Raw genomic sequence first — 15,105 nt, forward strand, 5'->3', positions numbered from 1 at the left:
CGATGACACCAACCCTTCGCAATCACGTGCTGGCGCTCGCCGTCGCACTCGCCTTCCCCGCCGCCGGCGCCCTCGCGCAAACCAAGGCGCCGCTGGCCGACTGGCCGCGCATCGCCAGCCCGATCGCGAAGGACGAAGCGCTTGAGCAGCGCGTGCGCGAGATCGTGAGCAAGATGACCGTGGCCCAGAAGGTCGGCCAGATCACCCAGCCCGAGATCAAGTCCGCCACGCCGGAAGACGTGAAGCGCTACTACCTCGGCTCGGTGCTCAACGGCGGCGGCAGCTGGCCGAACGGGAACAAGCACGCGAAGGCGGCCGAGTGGCTGGCGCTGGCCCAGCGCTACCACGAGGCCTCGATGGCGACCGACATGGCGATCAAGGTGCCGGTGGTGTGGGGGACCGACGCCGTCCACGGCCACAACAACGTGTTCGGCGCGACGCTGTTCCCGCATAACATCGGCCTGGGCGCGGCGCGCAATCCGAAGCTGCTCGAGGAAATCGGCGCGGCCACCGCGAAAGCCACGCGCGCCAGCGGCATCGCCTGGGTGTTCGGCCCGACCCTGGCCGTGGTGCGCGACGACCGCTGGGGCCGCACCTACGAAAGCTATTCGGAGAACCCGGAAGTCGTCAGCAGCTACGCCGCCGCCTACGTGCGCGGCATGCAGGGCATGCTGAAGGACGACGCCAACACCATCGCCACCGCCAAGCACTTCATCGGCGACGGCGGCACCGAGAACGGCAAGGACCGCGGCGTCAACAAGTCGACCAAGGCGCAGATGATCAACATCCACGGCGCCGGCTACTACCCGGCGCTGGCGGGCGGCGTGCAGACCGTGATGTCCTCGTTTAACTCGTGGAACGACGTCTCGACCGGCACCAACTACGGCAAGATGCACGGCAGCCGCGTCATGCTGACCGACGTGCTGAAAACGCAGATGGGCTTCGACGGCTTCGTCGTGACCGACTGGAACGGCCATGGCGAAGTGCCGGGCTGCCGCAACGACAGCTGCGCCGCCGCCATCAATGCCGGCAACGACATGATCATGGTGCCGGACGACTGGAAGGCCTTCATCGCCAACACCATCAGGCAGGTGGAAAGCGGCGAGATCCCGATGGCGCGCCTGGACGATGCGGTGAGCCGCATCATCCGCGTCAAGCTGCGCGCCGGCCTGTTCGAGAAGAGCCCGGCCCAGAACAAGTACGCGGGCAGCGACGAGGCGATGGTGCCGCGCGAGCTGGCGCGCCGCGCGGTGCGCGAGTCGCTGGTCCTGATCAAGAACGACAAGCCGGTGCTGCCGCTGGCGCGCGGCAAGAAGATCCTGGTGGTCGGCAAGACCGCGGACGACCTGTCGAACCAGACCGGCGGCTGGTCGATCACCTGGCAGGGCACCGCCAACGTGAACAGCGACTTCCCGAACGGCGACACCATCCTGGCCGGCATCCGTGAAGCGGCGGGTAGCGGCAACGTGAGCTTCAGCGTCGACGGCAAGGGCGTGGACGTGTCGAAGTTCGACGCGGTGGTGGCCGTGATCGGCGAGCGTCCGTATGCGGAAGGCGACGGCGACATCGGTCCGAACGGCACGCTGCGCCACTCGGGCCGCTATCCGGAAGACCTGGCGGTGCTGCAGGCGGTTGCCGGCAAGGGCAAGCCCGTGGTCACCGTGTTCGTCTCCGGCCGTCCGCTCTACGTGAACGACCTGCTGAATCTGTCGGACGTGTTCGTGGCGGCCTGGCTGCCGGGCACCGAGGGCAAGGGCGTGTCGGACTTGCTGGTGGCGGGTCCGAAGCGTTACGAGTTCACCGGCAAGCTGCCGTTTTCGTGGCCGAAAACAAGCTGCCAGACCGATCTGAATGTCGGCGACAAGAACTATGCGCCGCTGTTCGCCTGGGGCTACGGCTTGAAGAGTGCGACCGCCTCGAAGGTCGGCAAGCTGGACGCCGCCTATCCGGCCGGCGGCTGCGGCGTGAGTAATACCTTCCCGGTGTTCAGCCAGGCCGACCGCGCCAGCTTCCCGCTGACCTTGAGAAGCGGCCAGCAGCAGCTGGTGCTGGGCGCCGACCTGAACTCGACCTTCACCCTGCCGGGCGTCACGGTGCAGACTTCGCAGGTGAACACCCAGCAGGACGCCAAGCTGGTGACCTGGACCGGCCCCGCGACCATCGAGGCGCGCGGCGCGCGCGCGATGGTGCTGCCTGCCGGCGCCAGAAAGGATGCCGCGCTGCGCTTCGACACCATCGTCTCCGGCGCGCCAAGCGGCAAGGTCACGATGGCGATGGGCAGCGGCACGGTCGATGCGACGGCCTTGTTCAAGCGCCTGGCCGGCAAGGGCAAGCAGACCGTGTCGATTCCGCTGTCCTGCTTCCAGGCCAGGGGCGCGGACCTCGCCAGGGTACAGGCGCCGTTCAGCGTGACCAGCAATGCGGGCTTCGCCGCCGCCTTCGCCAACATCGAGATCGCCGGCGGTGGCGCGAACGAGGCTGGCGCCGTAAAGTGCGGGGAGCTGCAATGAGCCTGCGCCTGCTCGCCGACATCGGCGGGACCAACGCCCGCTTCGCCCTGCAGGAGCCGGGGCAGAACACGTTTGCCGACATCGAGGTGCTGGCCTGCGCCGACTATGCCACCCTGGGCGAGGCGATGCGCGCCTATCTCGGCAAGGCGGCGTCGCGCGGCCTGGCGGTGGCGGACCTGCGCCAGGCCGCGCTGGCGATCGCCAACCCGGTCGAGGAAGACCGGGTCAGCATGACCAACCACCACTGGAGCTTCTCGATCGAGGCGCTGCGCGACGAGCAGGGCCTGGAGACGCTGCTGGTGGTGAACGACTTCGCGGCGCTGGCGATGTCGCTGCCGCATCTGAAGGAGGATGGGCGCGAGCGCATCGGCGGCGGCCTCGAACTGCCGAACCGTCCGATCGGCCTGATCGGCCCCGGCACCGGCCTGGGCGTCTCCGGCGTGATTCCGGCGGACGGGCGCTGGATCGCGCTGGCCAGCGAAGGCGGGCACGTGAGCTTCGCGCCGGCGAACAAGGACGAAGTCGCGATCCTGGAAGCGCTGTGGAGCGAGTACGGCCACGTGTCGGCCGAGCGCCTGCTGTCGGGGATGGGACTGGAACTGATCCACTGGGCCTTGAACGGCGTACGCACCGATGCGCCGTCGATCACCGGCGCCGCGCTCGACGGTTCCTCGGCCGGATGCCGGCGCACGGTCGAGACCTTCTGCGCCATCCTGGGCAGCGTCGCGGGCAACGTCGCGCTGACCCTGGGCGCCACCGGCGGCATGTATATCGGCGGCGGCATCGTGCCGCGCCTGGGCAAGCTGTTCACCGAGTCCAGTTTCCGTGCGCGCTTCGAGGACAAGGGGCGCCTCAGCCCCTACCTGGCGCGCATCCCGACCTACCTGGTCACCGAGCCGTATCCGGCATTGCACGGCGTGTCCGCGCTGCTGGACGATCAGATCGCGCCGAACCGGGGCGCTTAGCAATACCACAATAACGAACGGAGACATCATGCAAAGCACCGCCCCCAAGCAGGCGCCCTCATTGGCCCAAGTCCCCGAGGCCGAGCACAACCCGCACACCGGCGCGCTCGTCATCGTCACCATCCTGTTCTTCATGTGGGGCCTGCTCACGTCGCTCAACGACGTGCTGATCCCGCACCTGAAGTCGATCTACACGCTGACCTACCTGCAGGCGATGCTGGTGCAGTTCTGCTTCTTCGGCGCCTACTTCATCGTGTCGCTGCCGGCCGGCGCCCTGATCCGCCGCATCGGCTACCAGAACGGCGCCGTCACCGGCCTGATGATCGCGGCCGGCGGCTGCGCCCTGTTCTACCCGGCCTCGAACGGCGGCTACGGCCTGTTCCTGTTCGCCTTCTTCGTTCTGGCGAGCGGCATCACCATCCTGCAGGTGGCGGCCAACCCCTACGTCACCGTGCTCGGCCCGGCGCGCACCGCGTCCAGCCGCCTGACCCTGACCCAGGCCTTCAACTCGCTCGGCACCACGGTGGCGCCGGCGCTGGGCGGCATCCTGATCCTGTCGACTGTCGCCCTGAGCGCCGACCAGCTGGCCGCGCTGCCCGCCGCCGAGCAGGCCGCGCACAAGGCGGCGGAAGCGGCCGCGGTGCAGGGCCCCTACCTTGCGCTGGCCGCGGCGCTGGCCATCCTGGCGGTGCTGTTCGCGCTGGCGAAGCTGCCCAAGATCAGCCACGCCGACGACGGCGCCCCGGCGGTCGACGGCAAGGGCGGCGCCATGGCCTACCGCCACCTGGTGTTGGGCGCGGTCGCGATCTTCCTCTACGTGGGCGCGGAAGTCAGCATCGGCAGCTTCCTCATCAACTTCCTCGGCGAGGGCAATATCGCGGGCCTGAGCCACGCGGACGCGGCCCACTACGTCAGCCTTTACTGGGGCGGCGCGCTGGTGGGACGCTTCATCGGCTTCGCGGCGATGCGCTACGTCAGCCCGGGCAAGTCGCTGGCCGTCACCGCCCTTGGCTCGATCGCGCTGGTGCTCACCGCGACCTTCGGCGAAGGCTCGGTGGCGAAGTGGGCGATCGTCGCGGTCGGCCTGTGCAACTCGATCATGTTCCCGACCATCTTCAGCCTGGCTCTGCATGGCCTCGGCAAGTTCACCGGCCAGGGCTCGGGCATCCTGTGCATGGCGATCGTGGGCGGCGCCGTGATCCCGTTCGTGCAGGGCATGTTCGCCGACACCATCGGCCTGCAGCCGTCCTTCCTGGTGCCGGCGGTGTGCTACTTGTTCATCCTCTACTTCGGGATCAAGTACGCCAACCTGCACAAGCAGCCGGTCAGCGCCGGCTAATCAGTCCAGCGTCTTCCACCACTGGCTGCCGGGCTGGGGGTCCTTGAGATTCAAGGGCTCCCCCATCTCCGGCGTCGCCAGCTTCACGCCCTTCCCCTCGGCCAGCGCCACGATGCGCTCGAACGGGTCCTGCCAGCGGTGCAGGGCCAGGTCGAAGGTCCCGTTATGCATCGGCAGCATCCACGCGCCCTTCAGGTCGAGGAAGGCCTGCAAGGTCTCTTCCGGCTGCATGTGCACGTCCGGCCACTGCTTGTCGTAGGCGCCGGTTTCCAGTAACGCGACGTCGAAGGGGCCGTAGCGGCGGCCGATTTCCTTGAAGCCGTCGAAGTAGCCGGTGTCGCCGCTGAAGAAGACGCGCAGCTCGTCGCTCTGGATCACCCAGGAGGCCCACAGGGTCGAGTTGCGGTCGTTCAGCGAACGGCCCGAGAAGTGCTGCGACGGCGTCGCAGTCAGGCGCACGCCATCGATCTGCGTGCCCTGCCACCAGTCGAACTGCTGCACCTTCTTCGCATCGATTCCCCACTCGATGAGACGGTCGCCCACGCCCAGCGGCGCCAGGAAGTGTTCGGTCTTCGCGGCCAGCGCCTTGACTGCCGCATGGTCGAGGTGGTCGTAGTGGTCGTGCGAGAGGATCACGGCCTTGATCGGCGGCAGCTCGTCGATCGCGATCGGTGGCGCGTGGAAGCGCTTGGGGCCGGCCCACTGCACGGGCGAAGCGCGTTCCGAGAACACCGGGTCGGTGAGATAAAAGGCGCCTTTCAGCTTGATCAGCATGGTCGAGTGGCCGAGGCGGTACAGGGTGTTGTCGGGCGCGGCCAGCAGCGCGGCCTGGCTCAAGAGACGCACCGGCACCGTCCCCGTCGGCATGGTGCCCTTCGGCTTGTTGAACATGAAGTTCCACCACAGGCGCGCCATCTCGCCGACGCTGTGTTCGCGCATCGTAACGGGGTTGCGGAACTTCCCGTCCGCGAACTGGGGCGATTCGGTATGTGCGGGGGCAGCGGTGGCCAGGGTGCAGTAGCTCATGATGGCGGCGATTCCAAGGAAAAGGGTGGCGAACAGGGTGCGCATGTCTTGTTGATCCGTCAGATGTACACTACACAGTGTAGTTTCACTTTTTGGAAAAGTAAACTAGTGAGTGTAAAATAATTGGATGAACGCTCCTCGTCTTACCGACCTAAAACGCAAGGCCATCGTCCAGGCTGCGGCTGCCGAATTCCGCGCCAACGGCTTCGAAGCGACCAGCATGGACCGCATCGCCGCCGTTGCCGAGGTGTCGAAACGCACCGTCTACAACCACTTCCCGAGCAAGGAAGAGCTGTTCGCCGAGACCATCGTGCAGCTGTTCGAAGCCAGCGCGGCGCAGCAGGAACTGGCCTATCGCAGCGACGTGGGCTTGCGCGAACAGCTGACGGAACTGGTGCGGCTGAAGATGCGCACGCTCGAACAGCGGGATTTCCTGGACCTGGCGCGGGTGGCGATTTCGGAAGCGATCCACGCGCCCGAGCGCGCGCTGCCGGTGTTCGCGCGCCTGAACGAGCGCGAGGAAGGGGTCACGACATGGATCCGTGCGGCGCAGGCGGACGGCAAACTCAAGCCGGGCGACCCGGCCTTTGCCGCCACCATGCTGCAGGGCCAGGTGAAAGCCTTCGCCTTCTGGCCGCAAGTGGCGATGGGGGCCGCCCCGCTCGGCCCTGAACAGCAGGAGGCCGTGGTCGAGGCGGCGGTGTCGATGTTCCTGTCCTACTTCGGCGCGGCGCAGTAACGCTCCACGTAGGACTGGTGCGAGGGCAGGCTCGCCACCGTGCGGTCGACCTGTTCCTTGATCCCGCCGAGGAAGTGCGACAGCTCAGCGTCGCCCATCAGGTCGGCCGTCTGGTGGCGCCGGTAGGGCATGATGCCCTGCCCCAGCATCACCTGGATCCAGGAGTTCTCGGCGAACAGCTCGGTCGGGAAGCGGAATACGCGGCCGGTCTCGCGGAACAGGTCGATGCGGTGCTGCAGCGACGCCGGCACCGGCATGTTGCGCGCGTCGACCCAATAGGGCGCGTCGATGCGGTTGTTGACCTTGTAGTGCAGGATGATGAAGTCGCGGATGTGCTCCACTTCCGTCGCGGCCTGGCGGTTGAACTCCTCGACGTCGCTTTGGACGATGCCTTCGCTCGGGAACATCTGCATCAGGCGCAGGATGCTGCGCTGGATCAGGTGGATGCTGGTCGATTCGATCGGCTCCAGGAAGCCGCTCGACAGGCCGACCGCCACCACGTTCGCCTTCCACACCTGCTTGCGCTGGCCCGGCGTGAACTTGATGACGCGCGGTTTCATCAGGGGCTCGCCTTCGACGTTCCCCATCAGCGCTCCGATCGCCTGTTCGTCCTCCACGTAGCGGCTGGCGAACACGATGCCGTTGCCGACCCGGTGCTGCAGCGGGATGCGCCACTGCCAGCCGAAGGGATGGGCGATCGAGCGCGTCAGCGGGATGGCGTCGCCCACGGAAGTCGTCTGCAGCGCGGCGGCGCTGTCGTTGAACAGCCACTGCGACCAGTCCTCGTACTCGACGCCCAGCGCCTGGCCGATCAACAGGCCCCGGAAGCCGGTGCAGTCGATGAACAGGTCGCCCTCGACATCAAGGCCCGACTCCAGCGTGATCGAGCGCACGTGGCCCGTGAGCGCACTGGTGGTGACGTCGACGATCTTGCCCTCGATGCGCTGCACGCCGAAGCGCTCGCTGAACTTGCGCAGGTAGCGCGCGTAGGCGCTGGCGTCCAGGTGGTAGGCGTAGTTCATGCCCTGGCGCGGCAGGTGGGCGAACTTGTTCTCTTGCGAGGCGCGCAGCTCGAGGCAGTAGTCGCCGTAGTCGCCCGCCAGGCCGCGCTCGCGGCCCTTGTGCCAGAAGTGCTGGAAGCCGGCGGTCCAGTGGTCGGTGCCGGTCAGGCCGAACGAGTGGATGTAGTGCTCGTTCACATTGCGCCAGTTTTCGAAGCTGATCCCGAGCTTGAAGGTCGCCTTGGTCTCGGCCATGAATTCCTGCTCGTTGATCTCGAGGAGATTGTGGAAGTTCAGCAGGGTCGGAATGGTGGCTTCGCCCACGCCCACGGTGCCGATCTCGTCGGATTCGACCAGCTTGATGTCGAGGCGCTTGCCCAGGATCTTCGAGATGCAGGCGGCAGCCATCCAGCCGGCGGTGCCGCCGCCCACGATGACGACACGGCGCACCGGGCGTCCCATGCCATTGATGTTGTTCGATCGGGTGTCCACGGCGGTCTCCTCAGCGGTTCATTCTTTTCAGTAGTTGGGCGCGGATGTTGCGCACCGCGTCTTCGTCGAGCGGTCCCAGGATGCGGCGCGCGGCCGGCGGAATGTGGGCGGCGGTGTCGTCATCGGCTTCGAACACGTAGTGACGGAACAGCTCCTGCCAGGCCTGGCGCTGCTCTAGCGGCAGCTCGCGCACCGTCATCAACGCGTGCATCAGGACGTTGGTCGGCGTGTCCATGTACGGTGGCGACTGGCGCCACCAGTAGTTCACCAGCACGTTGAAGTCTTCCAACGCCTCGATGTGGTGCCACCACATGCTCGGAATGAACAGCGCATCGCCGGCTTCCAGTTCCGCGACCAGCGCGTGTTCCATCGCGGTGGCGAAGCGCGGGAAGCGTTCCAGGTCGGGCTTGTGGAAATCGACCAGGCTGATGGCCTGGCCGGCCGGCGTGAAGTCGAGCGGGCCGATATACAGGTTGCTCACCTGCTGCGGCGGGAACAGGGTGAAGCGGCGGCGGCCGGCGGCGACGCAGGCGAGGTTGTCCGGCAGGTCGTAGTGGGCCGCGATGCGGGTGCGGTTGCCGATCCAGATCGAGCCCAGTGCATCGCGTCCGCCCAGGTCCATCAGGTTCTCGTCGTGGAAGCCCGGCAGGCAGGTGTCGACGGTGGTCGAACCGACGTAGATCGCCGGCGGCTTGTCGGCGCCGCGGTGGCGTTCGAGCTCGTGCAGCACCTGGTCGAGGCGGACCTGCACCGGCGCGAAGTTGAAGCCGCTGAGGTCCTCGTTGTAGAACAGGCGGCCGCCGATCTCCGGTGGGCCGAGCATCGCGGTGACGGGGGCGCCGCGGTAGAAGCGGCGCAGGTAAGCGTCGGCACTGGTGGCCTGCACCATCGGCCAGCCTGCGACCAGGCCGCGCAGCACGACCGGTTCGGTGGACGCGAGAATGCCCGGTCCGAGATCGCGCGGCGTGAGGCCCGTGAGCTCGCGGATCGGTTTAGCCGCGGGCAGCATAGGATGTGTTCTTGCGGTTCTTGCGATCGATGAGGCTACGGAAGTTCGACAGCGAGGCGATCTGGAAGTAGATCGCGGCCAGGTAGCCGGCCTTGTGCAGGCTGTCGAGCGTCGCCGCATCCAATACGGCCAGGCGCTCCTCGTTGACCGTGTAGAAGCCGCCGAAGCGGTGCTGCGAGCCGTCGTCGAGCGTGATGTCGAGCGAGAAGCCTTCCAGCAGCTCGTTCTTCAACAGCGCTTCGATGAAGCCGGCATTGGCCTGCATGCCCTCGTGGATCGCGAGCAGCATCGAGTTGACGTTCTCGAGGTAGGGCGACATGCCGCCGTGCGGCAGGAACACCGCCTCGCCCTCGACCTTGCTGACGCGTGGGTTGTCGAGGTCGACGTGGATCATGAGTTCCTCGCCGTGCTGGCCGATCAGGAAAGGCATGCGGCTCACCAGCAGGGGAATCGCGGCCGCATCCCAGGTCTGCCCTTCCAGGAACAGGTTCTCGTCGCTTTCGAAGCCGAACAGGGCGATCGGCTCGTAGGCCTGGCTGGCGTCGTCCTTGCGGAAGATGATCGGGTAATGCGCCTGCAGCTGGCGGAACTCGGCCGGGAAGGTCTGGACGAAGGCGCGCGCGTCGCCCAGGTCGGCGCCGGGGCGGGTGACGATGCGCAGGTCCTTGTGATCGATATTATTCAGCAGTACCGGATTGGCCATGGTGGTGTCTCTTTGTTCGTTGTTATGGTGGTGGTGATTCAGTGGCGCGGCAGGCCGTGGCGCGCGATGTGCGCGAGCAGGCCGCGGTTGTCGGGCAGGCCGGCCAGCATCCGCTCCGTGAGCTCCCGCGCCTGGCGGAAGAAGGCGTCGGCATTCGCCGCATCCGGCTCGCCCGGACGCGCGCGCCGTGCCAGACCCGGTTCGGGGCGAAAGCCCATGCCGTACAGGACGTACTGGTAGCTCGCCGCCGGGAACACTTCCATGTGGCGGCCGAAGTCCTGGCGCGAGGGCGGGCGGTGGGTCCACAGCGCCAGCAGGTCGGCCAGGCGCCCCGGGATGGATTCGCCCGAGCGGTTGTCGCGCCAGTAGCCGTACGGGTCGGCGCCACCTTCACGGCGGCTCAGCACATAGTGCAGCTTGAGGAAGTCGATCACCCGCTCCCAGCGGTAGGTGAAGGTCGTGTTGAAGCGCTCCGCGCAGATGTCCATCTGGGCGCGCGTGACCGGCATCTCCTCCAGCAGCATGGCGGCGGACAGTTCGACCATGGCCAGGGCCGAGGCTTCCAGCGGTTCGATGAAGCCGGCGGACAGCCCGATGGCGACGCAGTTGCGATGCCAGAAGCGCTCGCGGTAGCCAGGCTCGAAGCTGAGTTTGCGCGGTGTGATGTCTTCGGGTCCGCCGCTGGCGCGCACGTAGTCGCGCAGCGCCTGCTCGGCCTGTTCATCCGTGGTGTGCGCGCTCGAATACACGTGGCCGATGCCGCGCCGGGTCGGCAGGCCGATGTCCCAGATCCAGCCGGCGTGCTGCGCGGTGGAGGTGGTCTGCGAGGCGATGGGCGCGATCTCGTGCGCATACGGCACCTGCACCGCGAGCGCGCTGTCGTTGAACAGCACCCCGCGCTGCGCGATGAAAGGCACGCCGTAGTGCTGCCCGAGCAGCAGCGACTGCATGCCGGTGCAGTCGACGAACAGGTCCGCTTCAAGGTCGCCATGGGCCCGGGTATGCAGGGCTGCGATATCGCCGTTGTCATGGGAGCGGATGCCGGTGACGTGGTCCGGCGCATAATGCACGCCGAGGCGTTCTAGACAGTGCTTCTTGAGGAACTGGCCGAACTTGCCGGCGTCGAGGTGGTAGCCATAGTTGGCCACGGCCGCGAATTCCGGCGTCTGCGCCTGCTTCGGCGCGCGGCCGTGCAGGCATAGCTGCGGCTGGAAGCTGGCCGTGCCGGCGAACGGCGCATCGCCGCCTTGGGCGAGCCAGCGCCCGGCCAGGTCGGCGTCGCCCCAGCCCTGGGGCAGCGCGAAGGGGTGAAAGTAGTGGTCCTCATCGCCGCCCGTGACCCAGCGATCGAAGCGCGAGCCCTGCTTGAAGGCGGCGTCGCACTCGCGGAAAAAAGCGGATTCGGACAGGCCCGCCGCGCGCAAGGTGTCGCGCATGGTCGGCCAGGTGCCCTCGCCGACGCCGATGATCGGCACGTCGGGGGACTCGATCAGCGTGATGCGCAGGCCCCCTGCTTCCTGGGACTGGAGGCCGGACGCGAGAACGGCGGCCGTCAGCCAGCCGGCGGAGCCGCCGCCGACGATGACGACGTGCCTGGTGGTGGTGCTCACCATGGTGGATCCCAATAAGACGAATGCCGGGCAAGTCTAACCCGAAAAAGCCACGGTGGGGCCGCGGCTTTTTCGGTTCTCCATGCTGCCCGCTCGCGCGGGCGCCGGCGGGTCAGAACTTGTAGCGCGCTGCCAGCATGTAACGCGGACCCGATTGTTCCACGAACAGCAGGTTACGCTCGGTGCGGCCGTGGATACGCTTGATCTCGTCGGTCAGGTTGATGCCTTCGAATTGCAAGGTCAGGTTCTTGTTGACGTTGTAGCCGATGCTCAGGTCCAGCTGTCCGTAGGCTTCGACATAGTTCGGGTTCGGGCCCGAGCCGTCGAAGGTCGAGGACAGGAACTTGTCGCGCCAGTTGTAGGCCGCGCGCACATTCCACTTCTCGTTCTCGAAGATACCCACCAGGTTGGCCGAGTCGCTCAGGCCGACCAGCGCGAACTGCTCGCCGATGCTGGCGTTGTCGTACTTCAGGCCCGAGTTCACGTAGGTGTAGTTCGCCGAGACGCCGAAGCCGCTGGCGCCGAACATGTGCTGCACGTTGAACTCGAGGCCGCGCAGGCGCGCTTCCTTCTGGTTCGAGTAGCTGGTGATGCGGAAGTCCGCGATCGGGTCGTTCGGCTGGCCCACGATCTTGCCGGTCGCATTGCCGTTGACGTCATCCGGTCCGCGCGTCACGCCGGGCTGGCCGTTGAAGTTGCGGAAGATGTAGTTGCGGATGCAGGTCGCGTCGCCGTTCACGCAACCGCCCTTGGCCAGCGCTTCCTTCCAGTAGGCGCCGTTGACCGGGGTGTGCAGGCCGAAGGGCTGGGCGATGACCTGCGACTGGCCGGCGTAGTTCTCCAGGTTCTTGCGGAAGTGGCCGAGCGAGACGAAGCTCGACTTGTTGTAGTACCACTCCCAGGCCAGGTCGATGTTCTTCGACTTGACCGGCAGCAGGCCCGGATTGCCCTGGCGGCCGGTGCCGCCTTCGACGCGGCCCAGCGGCTCGAGCACCTGGCCGCCGGTCAGCTGGTCGTAACGCGCGCGGCCGATGGTTTCGCCGTAGCTGAAGCGGCCCTTCATGTCCGGACGCAGGTCGACATCGGCGTCGAAGCTCGGCAGCCAGTGGTGGTACTTGCCGGTCAGGGTGGTGAAGTTCGGCGCGCCCAGGCCCACTGCGAACTCGTTGTTCGCGGTCCAGGTGTAGGAGGTGGCGATCGGCACCAGCGCGGTCGAGGTGACGTCGGTCTTCTCGTAGCGCGCGCCGATCGCGGTGTGCACCGGCAGCGCCAGGTCCCAGTCGGTGTTGAACTGCAGGTAGAAGCTCTTCGACTTTTCGCGGGTGCGCTGGTCGGTGGTGTAGTCGTTGCGCGGCAGGTACAGGGCCGGCAGGCCGGTCACCTTGGCCGCCAGTTCGCGCAGCGCGGCGAAGTCGAAGGTGTAGAAGGTGTTGAACAGGGCCGGGTTGTCGCTGCCCTTGATGTTGTCGAAGTACTGGCTCAGGCTCTCCTGGTGGAAGTAGCTGGCCGGGTAGTCGGATGCCTTGGTGGCGCCGCCCCAGGTGTCGTCGCGCTGCTGGACCGAGAAGGCCGAGCGGTTGTTGACGTCGGTGGTGGCCAGGCCGAACTTCAGCTCGGACGCTTCCAGCATCTTCCAGCTGGCGTGGGTCTGCAGCTGCTTGATCTCGCTCTTCACATAACCGTTCTCGAACACCGAACCGGTCACCTGCTGCGGCGCGCGGGCGAAGTCGGCGCCCTGGATGCTCATCACCGGGAAGTCCTTCGAGAAGTCCACGGTGGTGGTGCCGCGGCTGAAGCTGGCGGTGCCGAGGGTGTTGCCCGAACCGAAGGGGCTGTCCGGCACCGATTCGGCGGTCGACTTGTGGGCGTCGACTTCGAGGCGGATATCGCTGTTGACGCGCCAGGCGGCGTTGAAGCCGAGCGACTTGTTCTGGGTCTTGGTGGCGAAGTCGGCGCCGCCCATCGCGATGTCGCTGGTGGCCGGGCTGATGATTTCGCCGTAGGACAGCGGACCGGCGATCGGGCCGTTGGTCCAGTTGCTGGTGGACGGGCCGAAGTTGAACCAGGCCGACAGGTCCTGACGGCGGGTCTGGATCTTGTTTTCCGAGTAGGTGTAGTCGAGGGTCGTGGTCAGCGCCTTGGTCGGGGCGAACTGGAACACCAGCTGGCCGTTGGTGCGCTGGCGCTGGATGCCGCTCATGTTGTAGTTCAGGTTCTGCGGCACCTGGTACAGGTCGCCCGGCTTCGGACGGTTGGTGATGTTTTCCGAGCCAGCGGTGCCGGGCTGCGGGATGGTGCCCCAGTTGTTCTCGTCGCCGCGGAACGGGCCTTTCCAGCCGCCCGGCACGCCGGCCTGGTTGTAGCCCAGGTTGCGCTCCTGGTAGCTGGCCGAGATGCCGATACCGAAGCGGCCATCGGCCGAGGTATTGCTGTAGATGCCCGAGATCTCGGGCGTCAGCTTGTCGCTCGGGGTGATGTCCTTCGGCAGGTTGTCGACCGACTGGTCGTACACGCCCTTGACGCCGATGCTGGCCTGCATGCCCGGACGCGACAGCGGACGCGCGGTCAGGACGTTGATGGTGGCGCCGATGCCGCCGGTCGGGGTTTCGGCGCGCGCCGACTTGTACACCTGCAGCTGCGACACCGCTTCCGAGGCGATGTTGGCGAAGTCGTAGGCGCGGCCCGGACGGTCGCCCAGGCTCGAGGTCGGCATCTGGCGGCCGTTCAGCAGCACCAGGTTGAAGTCGGGACCGACGCCGCGCACGGTGACCTTCGAGCCTTCGCCGATGCTGCGGTCGATCGAGACGCCGCTGATGCGCTGCAGCGATTCGGCCAGGTTGGTATCCGGGAACTTGCCGATGTCTTCGGCGACGATGCCGTCGACGAAGCCCTGCGCATTGCGCTTGAGGTTCATCGACGATTCGAGACTGGCGCGCAGGCCGGTGACGACGACGGTCTGGACGCCCGCCGGAGAGGATGGCGAGGTCGCCTCCTGGCCGGCCGGGTCGGTGGTGGCGGCCGCGCCCGGGGTCGAGGCGACCTCCTGGGCATAGGCCGGCATGAATGCCGCGCACGCGCTGGCTACTGCCAGGCTCATCAATGTCTGTTTGGCCTTCGGGTAATACATGGTGCTCTCCTGTTCTTTTAAGTATTTGACCGTCACCCTTCCGACGGTGTCTCCACTACCTTTGCCGGCGTCAACCTGGCTGCACGCTGCCGGCGTTCATGCTGTTCCCGCCTTGCTCCCTACGCCTGGGCACCTCCTCGGATCGAGGAGCGGCGCGGGCGGTTTCCCGTCCACCAAGCGGCGCAGCGAGGACATGCGGCCGGGGCCGATGTCCTCGCTGGAGGGCTTGGTTCGAAAGCTGGCGCCTTGCGCTCGTTCATCTGTAATCGCCCCGTATGCATGCGTGATGCATTCGTTGTTCAAGCAATCCATCTGGCGCATGGAAACGTTTCCATATCGCTTGTCTGAATATTAGGGTTAGCAAAAAAAATTGTCAACGGAATATTCCATACAGTTAAGGCGGGAAGTGCGGCTGATTTGCAACACCCGCGGCGGCACGCTGTGAAACGGAGGGATTTGCAGTCGATATGCGCCCAACGCACCGGCATTGACACTGCAAAATCGCGGATGCTATAGTCGGGTTGACAAACTGGTAACGTTTCCAAAATCAGACGAAGGAGGCGCGGATGCGGCATGGGGCAAGG

Annotated in this window: 10 protein-coding genes; 4 read left to right on the forward strand and 6 right to left on the reverse strand. The window is 66.5% G+C overall.

Annotated elements, in window-relative coordinates; all coding sequences use genetic code 11:
- The first annotated feature begins 2 nt into the window (after positions 1-2).
- The 3 genes from LQ564_RS23810 to LQ564_RS23820 are packed head-to-tail and all read left to right on the forward strand — an operon-like array spanning position 3 to position 4,814.
- Positions 3-2,510, forward strand: coding sequence for a glycoside hydrolase family 3 protein (locus LQ564_RS23810; protein ID WP_231060603.1), 2,508 nt, complete (start codon positions 3-5; stop codon positions 2,508-2,510).
- Entirely contained in the window at positions 2,507-3,475 is a 969-nt protein-coding gene (locus LQ564_RS23815; RefSeq protein ID WP_231060604.1) for a glucokinase, read from the forward strand. The genes LQ564_RS23810 and LQ564_RS23815 overlap by 4 nt, the downstream gene beginning before the upstream one ends.
- A gap of 28 nt (positions 3,476-3,503) precedes the next feature.
- Positions 3,504-4,814 carry a sugar MFS transporter gene (locus tag LQ564_RS23820; protein ID WP_231060605.1) on the forward strand — a complete coding sequence of 437 codons (1,311 nt, stop codon included), beginning with the start codon at positions 3,504-3,506 and terminating at the stop codon, positions 4,812-4,814.
- Here LQ564_RS23820 and LQ564_RS23825 read toward each other — a convergent pair whose 3' ends face one another.
- The gene (locus tag LQ564_RS23825) at positions 4,815-5,885 is read right to left on the reverse strand and encodes an MBL fold metallo-hydrolase (RefSeq protein WP_231060606.1); all 1,071 of its coding nucleotides are present in this window, start codon (positions 5,883-5,885) and stop codon (positions 4,815-4,817) included.
- An 82-nt stretch (positions 5,886-5,967) separates the two neighbouring features.
- Between LQ564_RS23825 and LQ564_RS23830 the strand changes: the two genes are divergently transcribed.
- Positions 5,968-6,579, forward strand: coding sequence for a TetR/AcrR family transcriptional regulator (locus LQ564_RS23830; RefSeq protein ID WP_231060607.1), 612 nt, complete (start codon positions 5,968-5,970; stop codon positions 6,577-6,579).
- Here the strand turns inward: LQ564_RS23830 and LQ564_RS23835 are convergent.
- The 5 genes from LQ564_RS23835 to LQ564_RS23855 all read right to left on the reverse strand — a co-directional run bounded on the left by LQ564_RS23835 (position 6,558) and on the right by LQ564_RS23855 (position 14,491).
- Positions 6,558-8,072: a tryptophan halogenase family protein gene (locus LQ564_RS23835; RefSeq protein ID WP_231060608.1), complete on the reverse strand. Its 1,515-nt coding sequence runs from the start codon at positions 8,070-8,072 to the stop codon at positions 6,558-6,560. The two genes, LQ564_RS23830 and LQ564_RS23835, sit on opposite strands and share 22 nt — an antisense overlap.
- A 10-nt stretch (positions 8,073-8,082) precedes the next feature.
- On the reverse strand, positions 8,083-9,081 hold the full coding sequence (locus LQ564_RS23840; protein WP_231060609.1) for a cupin-like domain-containing protein: 999 nt from the start codon (positions 9,079-9,081) through the stop codon (positions 8,083-8,085).
- On the reverse strand, positions 9,065-9,784 hold the full coding sequence (locus tag LQ564_RS23845) for a SapC family protein (RefSeq protein ID WP_231060610.1): 720 nt from the start codon (positions 9,782-9,784) through the stop codon (positions 9,065-9,067). The genes LQ564_RS23840 and LQ564_RS23845 overlap by 17 nt, the downstream gene beginning before the upstream one ends.
- A 38-nt stretch (positions 9,785-9,822) precedes the next feature.
- The gene (locus LQ564_RS23850; RefSeq protein ID WP_231060611.1) at positions 9,823-11,397 is read right to left on the reverse strand and encodes a tryptophan halogenase family protein; all 1,575 of its coding nucleotides are present in this window, start codon (positions 11,395-11,397) and stop codon (positions 9,823-9,825) included.
- Between the two features lie 109 nt (positions 11,398-11,506).
- Entirely contained in the window at positions 11,507-14,491 is a 2,985-nt protein-coding gene (locus LQ564_RS23855) for a TonB-dependent receptor (protein ID WP_231060612.1), read from the reverse strand.
- Between the last annotated feature and the right edge of the window lie 614 nt (positions 14,492-15,105).

It is taken from the genome of Massilia phyllostachyos (genome assembly GCF_021044825.1).
GTDB classification, from domain to species: domain Bacteria; phylum Pseudomonadota; class Gammaproteobacteria; order Burkholderiales; family Burkholderiaceae_D; genus Telluria; species Telluria phyllostachyos.

Bases quoted from the DNA above. Each gene is read 5' to 3' on its own strand.
- LQ564_RS23810 (WP_231060603.1), top strand. From the start codon at position 3: ATGACACCAACCCTTCGCAATCACGTGCTGGCGCTCGCCGTCGCACTC.
- LQ564_RS23815 (WP_231060604.1), top strand. From the start codon at position 2,507: ATGAGCCTGCGCCTGCTCGCCGACATCGGCGGGACCAACGCCCGCTTC.
- LQ564_RS23820 (WP_231060605.1), top strand. From the start codon at position 3,504: ATGCAAAGCACCGCCCCCAAGCAGGCGCCCTCATTGGCCCAAGTCCCC.
- LQ564_RS23825 (WP_231060606.1), bottom strand. From the start codon at position 5,885: ATGCGCACCCTGTTCGCCACCCTTTTCCTTGGAATCGCCGCCATCATG.
- LQ564_RS23830 (WP_231060607.1), top strand. From the start codon at position 5,968: ATGAACGCTCCTCGTCTTACCGACCTAAAACGCAAGGCCATCGTCCAG.
- LQ564_RS23840 (WP_231060609.1), bottom strand. From the start codon at position 9,081: ATGCTGCCCGCGGCTAAACCGATCCGCGAGCTCACGGGCCTCACGCCG.
- LQ564_RS23845 (WP_231060610.1), bottom strand. From the start codon at position 9,784: ATGGCCAATCCGGTACTGCTGAATAATATCGATCACAAGGACCTGCGC.
- LQ564_RS23850 (WP_231060611.1), bottom strand. From the start codon at position 11,397: ATGGTGAGCACCACCACCAGGCACGTCGTCATCGTCGGCGGCGGCTCC.
- LQ564_RS23855 (WP_231060612.1), bottom strand. From the start codon at position 14,491: ATGAGCCTGGCAGTAGCCAGCGCGTGCGCGGCATTCATGCCGGCCTAT.